The organism is Caldimonas tepidiphila, assembly GCF_003569765.1.
GTDB lineage: Bacteria > Pseudomonadota > Gammaproteobacteria > Burkholderiales > Burkholderiaceae_C > Caldimonas > Caldimonas tepidiphila.
Genome location: NZ_QXMG01000096.1, coordinates 1 through 14,619 on the forward strand (window position 1 = coordinate 1; position 14,619 = coordinate 14,619).

Consider the following 14,619-nt stretch of genomic DNA (forward strand, 5'->3'; position numbering starts at 1 on the left):
CATAACTCCGTCCGGGGTCAGGGGAATCTCGCTCTCAATCTATTTGCGCAACAAAGCCTTCGGGACCCTGTCCCGCGAAATGATGCTGCGGCCTTCGCAACTGCGTGCCCTGGCCGAGGATGCGGCCTTCATGGTTCCCGCCGCCATGAAATTCAGCCGTCGCTATCGAGAACTGAAGATGCCCGTCACGATCCTCGCGGGTGCCGAGGACAAGGTCGTCGATCCGCAGGCGCATGCGGCCCGCTTGCACAAGGAAATTCCGCACAGCGACCTGCACGTGCTGCCTGCGGAGGGGCACATGCTGCATTACGCGGTGCCGGAGAAGGTGGTGGAGGCCGTGGACCGCGTCGCGGGAGCCGGGCACGAATCGGCCGTGTCTTCGGCATCGTTCTGAACCCTGCGAGCGATTGGGGCGGCCTGGACGGCCGCTTTGCCACGGCGCGCGCGGGTGCCTCGGATCGGTGCGGGGAAGCGCGAGGCCGGCCTCTCCCGGCGGGCAGGGGATTCGAGCGGGGCGCCTGACGTTCGGGGCTGGAGCAGCCCGTCACCCTGCACGACCTGCACGAGGGCCGTGACTCATGCGCCGCGCCCGAGGTTCACCAGGCCGAGTCCGATGAAGACCACGAACATCGCGCGCTGGAACGCCGCGCCGCTGATCCGCGAGCGAAGCCGCGTGCCCAGCCACATGCCGGCGAAGGCGGCGACCAGGGCCAGGACGGCTTCGAAGGAGGCCGGGACCGGGTTGCCGGAGGCCTGCAGGCGCATCGCCAGCGCGAGCGTCGCGACGGTGAAGGACAGCCCCAGCGCCTGGACCATCTCGTCCTTGCCCAGTCGCAGGGCCTGCAGGTAGGGCACGAGCGGGATGACGAACACCGCCGTGGCGGCGGTCACGAGCCCGGTGGCGCCGCCGACTGCGGCGCCCGGCCAGTGTGCGCTTCGCGACAGTTGCGGCAGGGTCGGACGCCAGAGGCCCCAGGCGCCATACAGCACGAGGATCACGCCGAGCAGGATCCGGGCGTCGGGCGCCCTTGCGCGGGCCTCCCAGTCGGGTGCCAGCACCGTGGCCAGGGCGAGCGCGATCCAGACGGGCCAGAGGGTCGCGGCCAGCGGGCGCAGGTGCGGCCCGCGACACTGCGCGACATTGGTGGCGAGCGAGGGTGCCACCAGCAGCGTCGCGGCCTGCAAGGGCGTCATCCACAGGCCCAGCAAGCTCACGGCCACCGTCGGCAGTCCCATGCCGGTGACGCCCTTGACCCCGCCTGCCACGACGAACACCGCGCCCACGGCGGCTGCTTCCCATGCTTCCATGGCGACATCCTGGGGCCTGCAGGCCGAGCCGTCCATCTGCGCCTTCGCCACCGGTCCTCCGGCGTCCCCGGCGCGCACTGCATCGGGCTGCCGCCGAGCTCAGGCGGGGTGGCGCAGGGCGGCGAGGCGGCGTGGCGTCAGAAGGGGGCTGACGTATCGGCGGTCGAGCCGACACCCCCTGCGCCTGGCTGCAGCAGTTGCGCCTGCAGCTCCTCCACCTGCCGGCGCAGCATCGCGTTCTCCGCGCTCAGCACGGCCACGCGTTGCCGCAGCGACTCCATGTCGTCCTGCGACTCGGCGGTGGCCGGCCCTTCGGCGGCGGGGGCGGGGTCGGTCGGGAGCCTGCGCTTCGATTCGCGCACGCGCTTGGCGGCCTGCTTCAGTTCCTCCTTGCCCGCCGTCGCAGCCGCCACCTGCTCCTCCACCGGCAGGCTGGCTACCGCGGCCGCGGCATTGATCGAGATCGTGCCAGCCCTGACGGCGGCGACCAGCTCGGGCGCCGCCTGCTTCTGGATCTTCTCGATCTGCATGACCTGGCTGCTGCTCAGGCGCGCCGCCCGGGCCAGCGCCTCGCGGGTGTCCAGGGCCGTGGCCGCGGCGCCGGGGGCTTCGATGCTGCCGGCCTCCGGGGCAGGGGCGCCGGCGGCCGCCGCCTGCGGAGCGGGAGCCGGTGCGACCTCCTTGCGCGCGCGCCGCCCGGCCACGATTTCCCGCTTGCGCAGCGCCAGCACGCCGCGCTGGAAGTCGGAGACGCTGCGCCGCCCCAGGTGCTGGTCGATCATCCAGAGCTGCACGTCCTCGATGGACTGGAAGCGGGGGTTCTGCACCGTCCGGAAGGGCAGGCCGTGCTTGAGGCAGATGGCATGGCGGTTGTGCCCGTCCACCAGCACGTTGCCCCACAGCACCAGGGCGTCGCGGCAGCCCTCGGCCAGGATGCTGCGCTCCAGCGCTTCGTACTCCTCCGCGGTCAAGGGGTCGATGTAGGCTTTGAGGTCTTCGTTGACGACGACGTCCATGGGCGCGGGCTCCGGCGGATGGAAAGGGCGCGCATTGTAGGCAAGCGCGGCCTGCGCCCGGGTGCCCGCGTGGCCGGCAGGGCCGAGGCCTCCGCCACAGCACTCGCTCCGGACCTGGTCGGTCCAGCCGGCGCCGAACCGATGCCCTTGGCTCCCAGCCCTGAAGACGGTAGACGGACGGGCACGTCGATTTTCGCGAGCAGACGGTCCCCGCGACCCCGCACGATCTGCCCGGGCTGCGCAGCATCGGCGGGCTTGCCGAAAGGCACGGTACGAGCCTCGGATTCGACGGCTGCTGCTGCCACGCTCCCGTCAGTCAAGGCGGGCCGATTCACCGTTCATGGCGGGTCTCGGAACGCTTGGGCGCAGGCGTCCCGAACACAGTCCCGCAGCCAGCGATGAGCGGGATCGCCGTCCATGCGCGGGTGCCAGAGCAATGACACCGTGATGGGCGGCACGGGCAGCGGAAGCGTGAAACTGCGCATGCCCGCGCGCAGATGCGCGGTGTGCCGCTCCGGAACGCTGGCCACCAGGTCGGAGGCCCGCACCAGCGCCAGCGCGGCAGAGTAGGCGCCGACGGTCGCGACAACGTCCCGTTCCAGTCCGAAGGGGGCCAGGGCCTCGTCGACCGGCCCCTTGTCCAGGCCTTGCCGTGAGACACGGACGTGCCTTGCGGCGGCATAGCAGGCGAGGGTGATCTCGCTTTTGCCCAGCGGGTGCCCCGATCTCGCGACGCCGATGAAGCGCTCCCGTAGCAAGGCCTGCGAGCGCACCTCCGGACCCGTCGTCCTGCCCACCACGCCGGTTTCCAGATCGACGGAGCCGTCGCGCAGCGGCCCGCTGTCCTTGTCCGGCTTCGGCAGGAACCGGAGCCGGACGCCGGGCGCCTCGGCGCAGACACGCGCCAGGAGCCGGGCCCCGTAGTTCTCCACGAAGCCTTCGCCGGTGCGCAAGGTGAAGGTGCGCTCGAGCCGTGCGAGGTCGAGCCGATGGGCGGGCCGCAGGGCCGCTTCGGCCTCGTGCACCAGCTGACCGACGCGCTCGCGCAGTTCGAGCGCGCGCGGCGAGGGAACGAGGCCGCGGCCGGCCCTCACCAGCAGCGGATCGCCGGTGGCCTCGCGCAGTCGCGCCAGCGCCCGGCTCATCGCCGAGGGGCTGAGCCCCAGCCGGCGGGCAGCACGCGCCACGCTGCCTTCCGCGAGCAGTACGTCGAGCGTGACGAGCAGATTGAGGTCGGGTCGGGTCATGGCTTCGCTGCGGGCGTCCTTGTTCTGGAGTGGCGTCGCATGCACGAATGAAGTGCACATGAGGCGCCTTCCGCAATATCGCACGGCGCCCTATCTTCAGGACGGCTCCATTTCCGGAGTCGCCAGGCAGACGGGGGTCGACATGGACGTTCCAGGAACAGGGGAGGCGGTGGCGGGAAATGCACGGCGGAATCCGGCGCTTGGAGGGGTGCTGGCTAGCCTGGCGCTGTGCGTGTTGCTGCCCTCCCTCGGCACCAGCATCGCCAACGTCGCGCTGCCGACCCTGGCCGAGGCGTTCGGCGCCTCCTTCCAGCAGGTGCAGTGGGTCGTGCTCGCCTATCTGCTGGCCACCACGACCTTGATCGTCGGTGTCGGGCGACTCGGTGACCTCGTGGGCCGCCGGCGCCTGCTGGTGGCGGGCGTCTTCCTGTTCACTGCGGCCTCCGCGCTGTGCGGCCTCGCGTCCGGGCTCTGGCTGCTGATCGCCGCCCGGGCGGTGCAGGGGCTGGGGGCGGCGGTCCTGATGGCTCTCGCGATGGCGCTGGTCGGCGAGGCGGTTCCGAAGCCGAGGGCCGGCCGCGCCATGGGGCTGCTCGGCACCATGTCCGCGGTCGGCACCGCGCTCGGTCCCGCGCTCGGCGGCGTCCTGATCGCCGGCTTCGGTTGGCAGGCGGTCTTTCTCGTCAACGTCCCGCTGGGCATGCTGGCGCTCGTGCTCGCCCGGCGCTACCTGCCTGCGGACTGCCCGCCGCCGAAGGCCAATCAGGTCCGCTTCGACCATCCCGGAACGCTGCTGCTGGCGCTGGCGCTGGCGGCGTATGCGCTTGCGATGACGATCGGACGGGGCAGCTTCGGAATCGTCAACATGGTCCTGCTGATGAGCGCGGCACTCGGTGCCGGGCTCTTCGTGCGGGTCGAAGCCAGGGCGGCTTCGCCTTTGATCCGGCTGACGAGGTTCCGTGATAGGGGGCTGAGTGCGGGCCTGGCAATGACTGCGCTCGTCTCGACGGTCATGATGACGACCCTGGTGGTCGGCCCCTTCTATCTCGCGGGTGCGCTCGGCCTCGACGCGGCGCGGGTCGGGCTCCTCATGTCCGTCGGGCCGGGGGTCGCCGCGCTGGCCGGTGTGCCCGCCGGGCGCCTCGTGGACCGCTTCGGCGCGCCACCCCTGACCCTCTGCGGACTCGCCGCGATGGTGCTCGGCTGCTCGGCCCTGCAGGTGGCAGCGGCCGCGCCCGGCGTCACCGGCTACGTGATCCCCCTCGTCATCCTCACTGCCGGCTATGCGCTGTTCCAGGCGGCCAACAACACCGCGGTCATGGCCGACGTCTCCGCCGACCAGCGCGGAGTGACCTCCGGCCTGCTCAACCTGTCGAGGAATCTCGGGCTCGTCACGGGCGCCTCGCTCATGGGCGCAGTCTTCGCACTTGCATCGCATGCGAGCGACATCGCGACGGCAGGCCCTGAAGCCGTCGCCGCCGGCATGCGGGTCACGTTCGCTGTCGCGTCGGCCTTGGGGGGCGTCGCGCTGGCCGTCGCGCTCGGCAGCCGGGTGCGCTCCCGGCCTGTCGATCGAGCCGGGCCGTGAACCGGCCGGAGGACCCGGGCGACCGGTCCTGGGCGGGATCGCACACCGCAGTCGCCGGTCCGGAGCCCGGGCCTCGGTCACGGTCCTCCCCGGTGAGGCCCGACTTGCCGGGAGAATGATGCGGTAGTACGGTGCTGGGCAGCCAGCGAAAGCAGGCCTTCTCGCGATGCGGCGGAACTGCCTACGACAGCCCGCTTGGCAGGAAGCCGCAGCGGGCAGGCGCGGCGCAGGGCACCCCGGCCCGTGCTCGCCGCTCTTCAGCGAGACGGCCTTCGAGCTACAGCAGCCAAGGAGTGGCCATGTCCCTGTCGAGCACGCGGATCGACGAGATCAGCGCGGATGTCTTCCGGATCTCCACCTACCTGCCGGACTACAACCTGGAGTTCAATCAGTTTCTCGTGCGAGACGAGCAGCCGCTGCTCTACCACACCGGCATGAATCTTCTTTTCCCGGTCGTGCGGGAGGCCGTGGCGAAGCTGATCGCCCCCGAGGACCTGCGCTGGGTGGGGTTCAGCCATTTCGAGCAGGACGAGTGCGGCTCCCTGAACGAGTGGCTGGCGATCGCGCCGGATGCACGGCCGGTGTGCAACATGCTCTCTGCCCTGGTGAACGTGAACGATGTGACGCGCCGGGAGAATCCCTTCATGGAGCATGGTGAGGTCTTCTCCACCGGCAGGAAGCGCTTCCGCTTCCTGAGCACCCCGCATGTGCCGCACTGCTGGGACGCGAGCCTGCTGTTCGAGGAGACGCAAGGCGTCCTGTTCTGCTCCGACCTGTTTTCCCATTCCGGTGAGCAGCCCGCGCTCGCACCGGACATCGCGGCCAGGGCGCACGATGCGCTGCTGGAGGAGCAGCAGGGCCCGTTCCGGGACTCCATGGCCTACAACGCCCACACGGACGCGATCCTTTCTGCGCTCGCGGAGCTCGAGCCCGCCGTTCTGGCGGTCATGCATGGATCGAGCCACGCCGGCAACGGTGCCGCCGCCCTGCAGGAGCTGCGGCGATCGCTGCGCACGATCCTGGGCGCGGAACCCGGGGCGGAACGCGCCCGGGGCTAGCTCAGGAGCTTGCTCGCAGCCGCAAGGCGTTGCTCACCACGCTGAGCGAGGACAGGCTCATCGCCAGAGCCGCGATCATCGGCGACAGCAGCCAGCCGGTGAACGGGTACAGCAGGCCGGTGGCAATCGGCACGCCGAGCGCGTTGTAGACGAAGGCGAAGAGCAGGTTCTGGCGCATGTTCGCGACCGTGGCTTCGGAGATGTTGCGCGCCCGCGCGATGCCGCGCAGGTCGCCCTTGACCAGCGTGACCTGGGCGCTGCTCATCGCAACATCGGTGCCGGTGCCCATCGCGACGCCGACGTCGGCCCGCGCCAGCGCCGGCGCATCGTTGATGCCGTCGCCGGCCATCGCCACCACGCGGCCCTCGCGCTGCAGCCGCTCGACGAGCGCGAGCTTGTCGGCGGGCTTCACCTCGCCGTGGACCTCGTCGATGCCCAGGCGCGCCGCCACGGCGCGGGCGGTGGTCACGCCGTCGCCGGTCGCCATCACCACCCGCATGCCGGCGGCGTGCAGGCTCTGCACCGCCTCGGGCGTGCTGGCCTTGACCGGGTCCGCCACCGCGAGCAGGCCGAGCAGCCGGCCGTCCGCGGCCAGGTACATGACGCTCGCGCCCTCGCGGCGCAGCTCCTCGCCGGCGGCTGCGAGCGGCGCCACATCCACCCCGTCCCCGGCCATCAGCGCGGTGTTGCCGAGCGCGAGCCGCCGGCCCTCGACCACGCCGCGCACGCCGATGCCGGTGGACGACTCGAAGCCCTCGACCCTCGCTAGCACGAGCTTGCGCGCCCGCGCGGCCTGCACAATCGCGTCGGCCAGCGGGTGCTCGCTGCCCTGGTCGAGGCTGGCGGCCAGGCGCAGCACCTCGGCCTTCTCGACCCCGCTGCTCGCGACCACCCGGTCGAAGGCGGGACGCCCTTCTGTGAGCGTGCCGGTCTTGTCCACGATCACCGTGTCCACGCGCCGGAAGTTCTCGATCGCCGATGCGTCGCGGAACAGCACGCCCTGCGTCGCCGCCTTGCCCGTGGCGACCATGATCGACATCGGCGTGGCCAGGCCGAGCGCGCAGGGGCAGGCGATGATGAGCACTGCCACGGCGTTGATCACGCCGTACTGCCAGCCCTGCTCGCCGCCGAGCAGGCCCCAGGCGAGGAAGCTCGCGATCGCGATCGCCACCACGATCATCACGAACCAGCCCGCCACCCGGTCGGCCATGCGTTGCATCGGCGCCTTGGAGCGCTGCGCCTGGGCGACCATCTGCACGATCTGCGACAGCACCGTCTGCGAGCCCACGCGCTCGGAGCGCATCGTCATGCTGCCCGAGGTGTTGATCGTCGCGCCGATGAGCTTGTCGCCCGGGCGCTTTGTGACCGGCACCGGCTCGCCCGTCAGCATCGACTCGTCCACCGCGCTGGAGCCGTCGACCACGACGCCGTCCACCGGCACCTTCTCGCCGGGGCGCACGCGCAGCAGATCGCCGACGTGGACGTGCGTGAGCGGCACGTCCGACTCGCTGCCGTCGGGCTCGATGCGGCGTGCCGTCTTCGGCGCCATGCCGAGCAGCTGCCTGATGGCCGCGGAGGTCTGCGAGCGCGCCCGCAACTCCAGCATCTGCCCGAGCAGCGTCAGCGAGACGATGACGGCGGCGGCCTCGTAGTACACGCCGACGCGCCCGTGCATGTCGGCGAACCCGGCCGGGAACAGCTCGGGCGCGAGGGTCGCGACCACGCTGTAGAAGTAGGCCGCCCCGGTGCCCAGGCTGATCAGCGTCCACATGTTGGGGCTGCGGTGGACGATGGATTGCGCGCCGCGCACGAAGAAGGGCCAGCCGGCCCACAGCACGACCGGGGCGGCGAGGACCATTTCCAGCCAGCTCGGCACGACCCATCCCAGCCGGTGGCCCGCCATGGCCTGGATCGTGACGATGACGGTGAGCGGCAGCGTCCACCAGAAGCGCCGGCTGAAGTCGCGCAGCTCGGGGTTGTCGTCGTCGGCCGTGGCCTCGGGGATCAGCGGTTCGAGCGCCATGCCGCACTTCGGGCAGCTGCCCGGGTGATCCTGGCGGATCTCCGGGTGCATCGGGCAGGTGTAGATCGTCCCGGCGGGCGCCTCGGGCAGCGGCTCGGGCCGGGTGGCCGGCGCCGCCGTCCCGGCAACCGCCGCGTAGCGCGCCGGCTCGCTCAGGAACTTCGAGCGGCACCGGGCGCTGCAGAACCAGTAGGGCCGCCCCTCGTACTCGGCCTGGTGGACCGAGGCCTCGGTGACCGCCATGCCGCAGACCGGATCCTTCAGGTCCCCGGCGGCCGCTGCCGCTCCGTGTGCGGTGGAGACGCCGGCATGACTCTCGTGATGGTGATGCTTGTGCATGTCCATGGCTCGTTCGCTCCAAGTCATTCAGATGGCCTTCGTCGACGTCGGCGAGGAGGTCTGCAGCTTCAGCCTTGACATGATGGGAAGGTCAAGAGGCTACTGCTTGCAATCGGGGTGATGCGGATCACCGCGCGTCGCCACGCCCGGCGGGGGCAGGACGCGCTCGTAGATGAAGCTGCAGCGGGCCGCGCCCCTGGCGATGGTGTCGGGCCGCTCCGCTCCCCGGTGGAAGCGCATGCGCGGCGAATACTCGTTGAACACCGTCTCGTCGGAGCGGCAGAAGGCTTCCGTGATGGCCGCCTCGCCCATGTCCCTGAAGCACTCGTGGAAACGACAGCGGACGATCTGCAACGTGACGCTGGAGTCGGTGTGGAAGACGCCGCCGTTCTCATTGGTGCTGATGAAGCCTTCCTCCATCTGCGCTTCGTGTTCCAGGTGGAAGTGTTCCCAGGTGGGCTCCTGGCCTGCCGGCGGGAAGTAGGCCTTGCGCTGCACCGAGCACGCCAGCCGATACAGGAATTCCCGGGTGGTTGCGAGCGCGACGGGTTCGCCCAGACGGCGCACCAGCTGGTGGTGGAGCACGCCGACAAGCAGGAAGGTCCGCTTCACCGCTCGAAGCTGCGCATCGTCGGTGGCCCTCGCGAAACGCCGGTGGTAGGCCGGCGCGAGAGCCAGCACGCGCACCATGAACGGGAAGCGGCCCGCGCCGAGCAGTGGCTTCAGCAGCTCGTTCAGCAAACCCGGCACGGTGACGAGCAAGGTGTTCAGCCGGCGCCGACGCTCCACCCCCGGGTCCAGCCTGCGGTGCTGCGGGGGCCGGTTCATCCCGCGCCTCCACTGCCTGCCGTGTCCGCCCGGCGCCACGCCGGGATGAAGCGCGGTGTGGACGCCGCATAACGCTCGAACGCCGGACCGAAGCGCACTCGCATCTCGACCTCCTCGGACAGCGAGAGGCGGACGTACATCACCAGCAGCACCGGGAACATCGCGAGCGTCAGCAGCGTCGGCCACTGCAGCAGGAAGCCCAGCAGGATCAGCACGAAGGCCACGTACTGGGGATGGAGGATGCGCGCATAGGGCCCCCCTGTTGCGAGTTCGCCCGCGCGCTGCGCGCGGTACAGCACGGCCCAGGCTGCGGACAGCAGCCAGAAGCCGAGGCCGAGCAGTACGTAGCTCGCGATGTGCAGCACGCCGAAATGCGGATCGCCCTGCTCGCCGAGCAGCGTGCTCCAGAGATGACCCGCGTCGTGCGACAGGATGTCCAGCCCCGGGTGGCGCGTCTGCAGCCAGCCCGCCAGCAGGTAGATCGTCAGCGGGAAGCCGTACATCTCGACGAACAGCGCCACGACGAAGGCCGAGAACGCGCCGAAGCTGCGCCAGTCGCGGGCCGTCTGCGGCTTGAAGAAGCTGAGCGCGAAGATGAGGAACACCGCGGAGTTCAGGACGACCAGGGACCAGAGGCCGTAGGCCGGTGCGTCGTGGCTCATGGTCGCTTCCCTTCATCGTCGGCGTCCCGGTGCGACGGGCCGTCGCGATGCCGGTGCCCATGGTGGCCCCGGTGCATGAACACGTGCATCAGGGGGCAGAGGAGCAGGATCAGGTAGGGTAGCGCCCCGAGCAGGTGGGCCCGGTGCTCCGCCCAGAGGAACCAGGTGGCCACGGCCGCCAGGACTACCCAAGCGATGGAATGACGCGAGCGCCAGAACGGCGGCGGCGGGTCACGACGATGCGGATCCATGGAAGCGTCCTCCGGGCAAGTGCGTACTCAGCGACCGGCCGGCGGCAGCATCTGGCCCATGCCGCCCATGCCGCCGGACCCCATCATGTTCATCATCGACATGCATTCCTGCATCAGGGCCTGGTGCTCGGCCATCACCGCGCTGCGCTCCTCGGGGGTCCTGGCCTGGTTCATCTTCTCGTGCATCGCACGCATGGCCTTCATGTGCTCGGCCATTCCGGGCATTCCGGGCATTCCGGGCATCCCGGCCATCGGTGCCGCAGGCGCGGCTGCGGCGGGCGGCGGGACCTGCGCGGCGGCAGCCCTGCCTTCGGGGTGATGCGCGGCGTGATCCTCCTCGCTCTGCGCGCCGGGCGACTGTTGTGCGGAAGAAGACGCGAGGGGCGCCTGGGCGCAGGCGCCGAGGGCCAGCACGACGCCGAGGGCAGCGAGGCTTGCAAGGGGAGTACGAACTGACATGGCGGATGACCTCCGGAAATGGCTGGGACAAGGGGGGGGGGCGCGACGCACGGCAGTGTCGGCAGCCGTGCCCCAGGAAGTGACGCAGTCGGGCGACAGCGAGGGCCTGCACCCCGGGCTGCCCCGACTGCGCGACCACAGGGGTGCGGCTAGATCGTCAACCGCAGGAACAGGATGGCCACCGGGGGCGGCAGCGGCTTGGCGGTCGGGTGGCGCTGGTGAAGGCGCTCCGGGGCTTCTCCAGGGGAGACCTCGGTCCAAGGCTCCTGCGGGAGCGCAGCCAGAGCCAGGGGCGGCGGCATGTCGGCCTTGACCATGACGCGGCCGCTCGGTTCGGCCTCGCACAAGGTCCTGCAGGCACCTGCATCGAGGAGGTCCGGGGAAGCCGGGAGTCCTTGACGTTCGACATGGCAAGGCTCGGACGACGGAAGCTCGAGAGCGGCCATCGCGTGCAGGGTTCGCGCCGCCATTGCGGACAGCACCGCCCCCGCGCCCGGCGCGGTACAGGCGTTCAGGGCGCCGGCAGCGAATGCCGACAGCATCACCCAGCACATGAACCTCGCCACGAGGCGAGTGACGTGCGATGAGTGGGTCAGGTGCATGGAAGCCGGTCGAGTCAAAGGAGAGGCCGCGACGGATACCGGAGGATCTTGGGTGGAATCTTCAGCCTCCGGATTGACGGTCGTCAACGCCTGCTGCTGTATGCAGGCGGTAACAGTGCGTCCCGCCGCATTCCGCTCGTCCTGCAAGCCTTGACATTCCCATCATTGGAAGGTTGACAGTGGTGCCATCGACCACCTGCCAGGAGACGAAGATGCTTACCTTCCGAGTGAACGACATGAGCTGCGGACACTGCGTCAGCACCATCACCAAGGCCGTCGAGGCGGCCGACCAGGGCGCCCGCCTGGAGGTCGACCTCTCCCGGCACCTGGTCCGCATCCAGCCCGTCGAGGCAGACGTCCGCACCCTGAGTGAAGCGATCGCCGAGGCGGGCTATGCGCCAGTGCTGGTGGAGACGCGCGAGGCCCTGGCCTCGAAGGCCCCAAGGGCCGGCGGGTGCTGCTGCGGCGCGGGTGCCAAGCGCTGCGGCTGAGGCGCGTCACGCTCCTCGGGCCGGGCGGTGGAGCCGGCCACTCGTCGACGCGCCCGGGAGCCGGCCTTCAACGCGTGTCCGCCGGCAGCCGGAGGTGGCCTGCCGCGGAAAGGCCGTCATCCTCGGGCCCGGATCTGTCGCGGGCGGCGCAGGCGGCGGCGAGCGCACGACGAAGCTCGGGAATCTCGAACGGCTTGCGCAGCAGCGAGACGCCTTGCGGCAGCTCGTCCTGCAGGTCCTCGCCGCGCGCATCGCCCGTGACCAGCAGCACCGGCATGTGCTGCCCGCGACGGCGCAATTCGCCGGCCACCTCGCTGCCCTTCAATCCCGGCATCGTGTAGTCGAGCACCACCATCTCCGGCGGCTGGCGCGCGGCCTGTGCCAGCGCTTCGTGCCCGTCGCCGGCTTCGCGCACCCGGCACCCCAGCGCCTTCAGGATCTCCGACGTCGATTTCCGCACCAGCTCGTCGTCGTCGACCAGCAGGACGTCCAGCCCGGCGGGAACGGGACTGGCCTCCTGCACGAGGGGCGCTGCAGGGGCGGCAGCGGGCTCGACGCAGGGCAGGAACACGGAAACGGTCGTCCCCTCGCCGGGGGTCGACGCGATCCTCACCTTGCCTCCGGACTGCCTGGCCACCCCGTACACCATGCTCAGCCCCAGCCCGGTGCCCTTGCCGACGGGCTTGGTGGTGAAGAACGGGTCGAAGGCCCGCGACGCCACGTCCTCCGACATGCCGTGGCCCGTGTCGCCGACCCACAGCCTGGCATAGCAGCCCTCGTCCAGTTCCGGGTCGCCGTGCACCAGTTCCTCGGCGATACCGATGGAAAGACGTCCCCCTTCCGGCATCGCGTCACGGGCATTGACGGCCAGATTGATGATCATCAGCTCCAGTTGCGTGGGGTCGCTGCGGACGTGAAGGTTCTCGGCGCCCGAGAAAACGAACTCCAGTTCCACCCCCGCACCCAGCGTGGAGCGCAGCAGCTCCCTCATGTTCTCGATCACGCGGCGCGGGGCAATGGCTTGCAGCTCCAGATCCTGCATGCGCGAGAACGTCAGCAGCTGGCGCGTCAGCCTCACGCCGCGCGCGGTCGCCCGCTTGCCGGTGGCCGCGTACTTCTCGACGCGGGCCGCCGACCCCGGGTCCCGCGCGATCAGCTCGAAGGAGGTGCCGATGGCCTGCAGCAGGTTGTTGAAGTCGTGCGCGATGCCGCCCGTCAGCCGTCCCACGGCTTCCATCTTCTGCGCCTGCAGCAGCGCTCGCTCGCTGTGGCGCAGGGCCTCGGTCCGCTCCTGCACCCGGGCCTCCAGCTCCTCGTTCAGCCGCTTCAATTCCGCCTGGGCCGCTTCGAGTTCCACCTTGCCCTTGCGCTCGTCTGACACGGCGCTCAGCAGCAGGATCGTGACCGCGGTCAGCACCAGGAACTGCTGGAGGTAGAACAGCGCGCCGACCGGGTCCGGGTCGATGTTGACGAAGGGACCGAGCCCGACCAGGACGCTGGCGATGGCGAAGGCATCCACCGTCAGCAGGGCCGCCGCCGCACCGGCGGTTCCGGCCGAGAGCGCGGCCCAGATGAGGATCGGATAGACGTGCCAGGTGCGCAGGGGCACGTCCGGACCGGTGAGGAAGATGAGGGTGGAGGCCGCCGCCGCGGCGGCGACGATCAGCCCCAGACGCGCCCAGTCCCGCAGTTGCAGCCCTTCCTGCCGCCTTGCCAGCACGAATCCCGTGATCACCATCACCGAGGCCGTGTTGCTGAACATCCATCGCACCCAGACCCGCGGCAGGCTGTTCACGGCCAGGTCCGAGGCGAAGTACAGGGACACGGTCCCGATGGTGGCGGCAAGCGAGGCGGACACGAGCGCCGCCCCCAAGAGGAAGCGCAACATCGGTCGCAGGGCGTCGAGCGCAGGCACCTCGCCATCGCGGCCTCGAAGCATCCAGACGCCGGCGACCGTGCTCGCGGCATTGCCCGCCGCGATCGCGACCTCGGCCGCGAAGGGCAGCTGGGAGCCGCTCAGGTAGCCTGCGAGCAGCCGGGCCAGGAAGATCGCCGGCCAGAGCCGGACGCCGCCGAGGATGAGCCCCGCCATGCCCACCCCCGCCGGCAGCCAGAGCGGCGAACCCGCTCCCTTGACGGTGGCCCATTGCAGGCTGAACACGGCTGTCGCCAGGTAGGCCAGCAGCAGAAGAACGAAGGCCCTGCCCGCCGACAAGGTAGCGTGCGGTTTCATCCAGTACATCTTCCCGGGCATTCTCCCACCTGTGACTGCGGTGCGACCTTGGCAGGCATTTCGCGTACCGAAGCGACGAGCTAGGCCTTCGGATTCGCGAGGAGGGCAAAGAAGGGCAAGGAGGGCCTCCGCGCCGGGAGCAGGCCGATGAATGCCGCGCTTTACCGCGGAGAACTTCCGCAGGGCTTCGGGACGGGATGCGGGGACAGCCGCTCCCGGCCCGGCGCGCAAGGAACGAGCAGTGCGCCGGAAGCCGTCGAGAGCGCGCGCGCTCGAGCCGCACCGGCGCCGCGGGGGCCGGCGATCAGTCGTGCAACAGCTTCTCGATCAGCCCGCGCACGATAGGCATCCCGGGCGCCTCGGACCGGTGCGCGAGCATCACCCAGCCGAAGCGGGCGGTGCCGGCGAGTGCGGGCTTCAGCGTCAGCTCGACGAGGTCGGGCGCCGCGGCGCGGATGGCCAGCAGCACCGCGTCGCTGTGCCGCACGACCTCCACGAGGCTCGGCACCTCCTC

Annotated in this window: 14 protein-coding genes and 1 pseudogene; 4 read left to right on the forward strand and 11 right to left on the reverse strand. The window is 70.5% G+C overall.

Annotated elements, in window-relative coordinates; translation table 11 throughout:
* A partial coding sequence (locus D3A59_RS23740; RefSeq protein WP_336470427.1) for an alpha/beta fold hydrolase occupies positions 1–394 on the forward strand: 394 nt, incomplete at its 5' end.
* 182 nt (positions 395–576) lie between these two features.
* Here the strand turns inward: D3A59_RS23740 and D3A59_RS23745 are convergent.
* The 3 genes from D3A59_RS23745 to D3A59_RS23755 form a co-directional block, all read right to left on the reverse strand.
* A complete protein-coding gene (locus D3A59_RS23745) occupies positions 577–1,308 on the reverse strand; it encodes a sulfite exporter TauE/SafE family protein (protein WP_119157804.1) in 732 nt (243 codons plus the stop codon).
* Positions 1,309–1,445: 137 nt separating this feature from the next.
* Positions 1,446–2,324: a plasmid replication/partition related protein gene (locus D3A59_RS23750; RefSeq protein WP_119157794.1), complete on the reverse strand. Its 879-nt coding sequence runs from the start codon at positions 2,322–2,324 to the stop codon at positions 1,446–1,448.
* Positions 2,325–2,662: 338 nt separating this feature from the next.
* Positions 2,663–3,571, reverse strand: a complete 909-nt coding sequence (locus tag D3A59_RS23755; RefSeq protein WP_119157805.1) for a LysR family transcriptional regulator — start codon at positions 3,569–3,571, stop codon at positions 2,663–2,665.
* Between the two features lie 142 nt (positions 3,572–3,713).
* On the opposite strand from D3A59_RS23755, the gene D3A59_RS23760 reads away from it, so the two are divergent.
* Positions 3,714–5,159: an MFS transporter gene (locus D3A59_RS23760; protein WP_119157806.1), complete on the forward strand. Its 1,446-nt coding sequence runs from the start codon at positions 3,714–3,716 to the stop codon at positions 5,157–5,159.
* A 299-nt stretch (positions 5,160–5,458) separates the two neighbouring features.
* A complete protein-coding gene (locus D3A59_RS23765) occupies positions 5,459–6,217 on the forward strand; it encodes an oxygen-binding di-iron domain-containing protein (protein WP_119157795.1) in 759 nt (252 codons plus the stop codon).
* Position 6,218: 1 nt separating this feature from the next.
* Here the strand turns inward: D3A59_RS23765 and D3A59_RS23770 are convergent, their stop codons facing one another.
* The 6 genes from D3A59_RS23770 to D3A59_RS23795 all read right to left on the reverse strand — a co-directional run bounded on the left by D3A59_RS23770 (position 6,219) and on the right by D3A59_RS23795 (position 11,468).
* Positions 6,219–8,585 (reverse strand): heavy metal translocating P-type ATPase, encoded by a 2,367-nt coding sequence (locus D3A59_RS23770; protein WP_119157796.1) that lies wholly within the window; start codon positions 8,583–8,585, stop codon positions 6,219–6,221.
* 93 nt (positions 8,586–8,678) lie between these two features.
* On the reverse strand, positions 8,679–9,407 hold the full coding sequence (locus tag D3A59_RS23775) for an L-2-amino-thiazoline-4-carboxylic acid hydrolase (RefSeq protein WP_119157797.1): 729 nt from the start codon (positions 9,405–9,407) through the stop codon (positions 8,679–8,681).
* Complete coding sequence (locus D3A59_RS23780; protein ID WP_119157798.1) at positions 9,404–10,069, reverse strand: methyltransferase family protein; 666 nt, start codon at positions 10,067–10,069, stop codon at positions 9,404–9,406. The genes D3A59_RS23775 and D3A59_RS23780 overlap by 4 nt, the downstream gene beginning before the upstream one ends.
* Positions 10,066–10,320, reverse strand: coding sequence for a DUF2933 domain-containing protein (locus D3A59_RS23785; RefSeq protein WP_119157799.1), 255 nt, complete (start codon positions 10,318–10,320; stop codon positions 10,066–10,068). Before D3A59_RS23785 ends, D3A59_RS23780 begins: the two co-directional genes overlap by 4 nt.
* 27 nt (positions 10,321–10,347) lie before the next feature.
* Entirely contained in the window at positions 10,348–10,524 is a 177-nt protein-coding gene (locus D3A59_RS23790; RefSeq protein WP_157991685.1) for a hypothetical protein, read from the reverse strand.
* 404 nt (positions 10,525–10,928) lie between these two features.
* Entirely contained in the window at positions 10,929–11,468 is a 540-nt protein-coding gene (locus tag D3A59_RS23795) for a hypothetical protein (protein ID WP_157991686.1), read from the reverse strand.
* 125 nt (positions 11,469–11,593) lie between these two features.
* Between D3A59_RS23795 and D3A59_RS23800 the strand changes: the two genes are divergently transcribed.
* Positions 11,594–11,872: a heavy-metal-associated domain-containing protein gene (locus D3A59_RS23800; RefSeq protein WP_119157802.1), complete on the forward strand. Its 279-nt coding sequence runs from the start codon at positions 11,594–11,596 to the stop codon at positions 11,870–11,872.
* A gap of 67 nt (positions 11,873–11,939) precedes the next feature.
* Here the strand turns inward: D3A59_RS23800 and D3A59_RS23805 are convergent, their stop codons facing one another.
* Positions 11,940–14,114, reverse strand: a complete 2,175-nt coding sequence (locus D3A59_RS23805) for an MASE1 domain-containing protein (RefSeq protein ID WP_170162386.1) — start codon at positions 14,112–14,114, stop codon at positions 11,940–11,942.
* 295 nt (positions 14,115–14,409) lie between these two features.
* Positions 14,410–14,619: pseudogene (locus tag D3A59_RS23810) on the reverse strand (LysR family transcriptional regulator); the annotation flags it as partial.

What these genes read in the sequence shown, in the direction of transcription:
- D3A59_RS23745 (WP_119157804.1), bottom strand. Translation starts at nt 1,308, where the DNA reads ATGGAAGCATGGGAAGCAGCCGCCGTGGGCGCGGTGTTCGTCGTGGCA.
- D3A59_RS23750 (WP_119157794.1), bottom strand. Translation starts at nt 2,324, where the DNA reads ATGGACGTCGTCGTCAACGAAGACCTCAAAGCCTACATCGACCCCTTG.
- D3A59_RS23755 (WP_119157805.1), bottom strand. Translation starts at nt 3,571, where the DNA reads ATGACCCGACCCGACCTCAATCTGCTCGTCACGCTCGACGTACTGCTC.
- D3A59_RS23760 (WP_119157806.1), top strand. Translation starts at nt 3,714, where the DNA reads ATGGACGTTCCAGGAACAGGGGAGGCGGTGGCGGGAAATGCACGGCGG.
- D3A59_RS23765 (WP_119157795.1), top strand. Translation starts at nt 5,459, where the DNA reads ATGTCCCTGTCGAGCACGCGGATCGACGAGATCAGCGCGGATGTCTTC.
- D3A59_RS23770 (WP_119157796.1), bottom strand. Translation starts at nt 8,585, where the DNA reads ATGGACATGCACAAGCATCACCATCACGAGAGTCATGCCGGCGTCTCC.
- D3A59_RS23775 (WP_119157797.1), bottom strand. Translation starts at nt 9,407, where the DNA reads ATGAACCGGCCCCCGCAGCACCGCAGGCTGGACCCGGGGGTGGAGCGT.
- D3A59_RS23780 (WP_119157798.1), bottom strand. Translation starts at nt 10,069, where the DNA reads ATGAGCCACGACGCACCGGCCTACGGCCTCTGGTCCCTGGTCGTCCTG.
- D3A59_RS23785 (WP_119157799.1), bottom strand. Translation starts at nt 10,320, where the DNA reads ATGGATCCGCATCGTCGTGACCCGCCGCCGCCGTTCTGGCGCTCGCGT.
- D3A59_RS23790 (WP_157991685.1), bottom strand. Translation starts at nt 10,524, where the DNA reads ATGAAGGCCATGCGTGCGATGCACGAGAAGATGAACCAGGCCAGGACC.
- D3A59_RS23800 (WP_119157802.1), top strand. Translation starts at nt 11,594, where the DNA reads ATGCTTACCTTCCGAGTGAACGACATGAGCTGCGGACACTGCGTCAGC.
- D3A59_RS23805 (WP_170162386.1), bottom strand. Translation starts at nt 14,114, where the DNA reads ATGTACTGGATGAAACCGCACGCTACCTTGTCGGCGGGCAGGGCCTTC.